The organism is Eggerthella sp., from assembly GCF_048329335.1.
Lineage (GTDB): Bacteria > Actinomycetota > Coriobacteriia > Coriobacteriales > Eggerthellaceae > Eggerthella > Eggerthella lenta.
The window spans coordinates 1-2,057 of record NZ_DBFEGU010000355.1 but is presented as its reverse complement, the minus strand read 5'-3'; the positions used below and the strand labels follow the sequence as shown (position 1 = coordinate 2,057).

The following is a 2,057-nucleotide window of genomic DNA, read 5'->3' as shown; positions in this document are numbered from 1 at the left end:
GGCATGATCGCCACGGGCGGCGAGCCGTGCACCTTCCTCGCGGTGGTCATGAAGCCGAACGGGGAGATTATCTAGGCGCAGCGCCCCGGGCAGGCGGCGAGAAGCCGAACGAAGCCCCGGCGCATGCGCCCCGCATCCGATGATCCCATCCGTCTCGCGGCGGATCCTTCCGCTGCATCGATCTTCCGAGAAAGACACCATCATGAGAAACATCAACCTCCGCTACGTGAACGAAGCCTACGACGAGGGCGGCGTGCTCGTCTCGTTCGACGTGAACTGCCCGGCAGACTTCAACTTCGGCTACGACGTGGTCGACGACATCGCCGCGAACGACCCCGACCGCCGCGCCATGGTGTGGTGCAACCCCGAGGGCGAGAACCACGTGTTCACGTTCGCCGACATGAAGCGCTGGTCGGACAAGACGGCGAACTTCCTGGCCGAGCAGGGCATCGGCCGCGGCGACATGGTCATGGTCATCCTGCGGCGCCACTACCAGTTCTGGTTCGTGGCCACCGCGCTGGCGAAGCTGGGCGCCGTCATGGTGCCCGCCACCTTCATGCTCAAGGAGCACGACCTGGAATACCGTCTGAACGGCGCGTCCGTCAAGGCCGTCATCGCCACGTCGCTCGGCGACATCGCGGAAGTGTGCGATCGCGTGGCCGACGCGTGCCCCACGCTCGAGCGCCGCATCCTCGTGAACGGCGCGGGCGGCGGCCTCACGCCCGAGGACGCCGACGGCAACCTCGTGTTCCCCGACGACGGCCTGCCGCTGGGCGAGGCGCTGTCGGGGCCGGAGGGCGTGTGCGCGGCGGGCGTCGAGCGCGCGGGCTGGCTCGACTTCAACACGTGCGTGCGCGCCGCGTCCGAGGACTTCGAGCGCCGCGAGACGGCGGCGGCCGACCCCATGCTCATGTACTTCTCGTCCGGCACGTCGGGCAACCCCAAGATGGTGCTGCACGACTCCGAGTACGCCATCGCGCACCTCGTCACCGCGAAGCACTGGCACAACGTGGATCCCGACGGCCTGCACTTCACCATCGCCGACACGGGCTGGGGCAAGGCCGTGTGGGGCAAGTACTACGGCCAGTGGCTCATGGAGGCGTGCGTGTTCACGTACGACTTCGACCGCTTCCACCCCTCCGAGATCCTGTCGCTCATCGGCGAGCACCGCATCACCACGCTGTGCTGCCCGCCCACGATGTACCGCATGATGATGACCGAGAACGTCGACGCCTACGACCTGAGCTCGCTTCGGTACTCCACGACGGCGGGGGAGGCCTTGAACCCCGATCTGTTCGATTTCTGGAAGGAGCACACGGGACTCGTCATCTACGAGGGCTTCGGGCAGACCGAGACGCCGCTGACCATCGCGAACCTGACGAACTCCGCCCCGCGCCCCGGCTCCATGGGCAAGCCGGTGCCGCTGTACAACGTGGAGATCCAGCGCGACGACGGCACCCGCTGCGCGGTGGGCGAGACGGGCGAGGTGTGCATCGACATCCACGAGAAGGCCGCCGGCATCATGCTGGAATACTACCGCGATCCCGAGAAGACCGCGGCCGCCATGCACGATGGCTGGTACCACACCGGCGATACCGCGTGGTGCGACGAGGACGGCTACTTCTGGTACGTCGGGCGCAACGACGACGTGATCAAGTCGAGCGGCTACCGCATCGGCCCCTTCGAGATCGAGAGCGTGCTTCTGGAGCACGAGGCGGTGCGCGAGTGCGCCGTCACCGGCGTGCCCGATCCCACGCGCGGCAAGGCCGTGAAGGCCACCGTCGTTTTGGCCGAGGGCTTCGAGGGCTCATCCGAGCTGACGCGCGAGCTGCAGACCTGGGTGAAGCGCAAGACCGCGCCGTACAAGTACCCCCGCATCGTGGAGTACGTGGACGCGCTGCCCAAGACCGTGAACGGCAAGATCCGCCGCGCGGCCATCCGCGAGTCGGACGAGGCGGCGAAGGCCCCGGAAGGCCTCGTGTGATGGCGGTAGAAGACGCAGCCCCGCCGCTTCCCCTCGATGCGCCTGTAGCCGTGGTGTGCGGGCACTACGGCGT

At 67.6% G+C, this 2,057-nt stretch carries 1 protein-coding gene; it reads left to right on the top strand.

All coding sequences use genetic code 11. The features are described from left to right. Positions 1–202 precede the first annotated feature (202 nt). On the top strand, positions 203–1,984 hold the full coding sequence (locus tag ACMO6A_RS11075; protein WP_009307121.1) for an AMP-binding protein: 1,782 nt from the start codon (positions 203–205) through the stop codon (positions 1,982–1,984). Positions 1,985–2,057 lie beyond the last annotated feature (73 nt).

Coding starts and splice junctions, on each gene's coding strand:
- ACMO6A_RS11075 (WP_009307121.1), top strand. CDS start 203: ATGAGAAACATCAACCTCCGCTACGTGAACGAAGCCTACGACGAGGGC.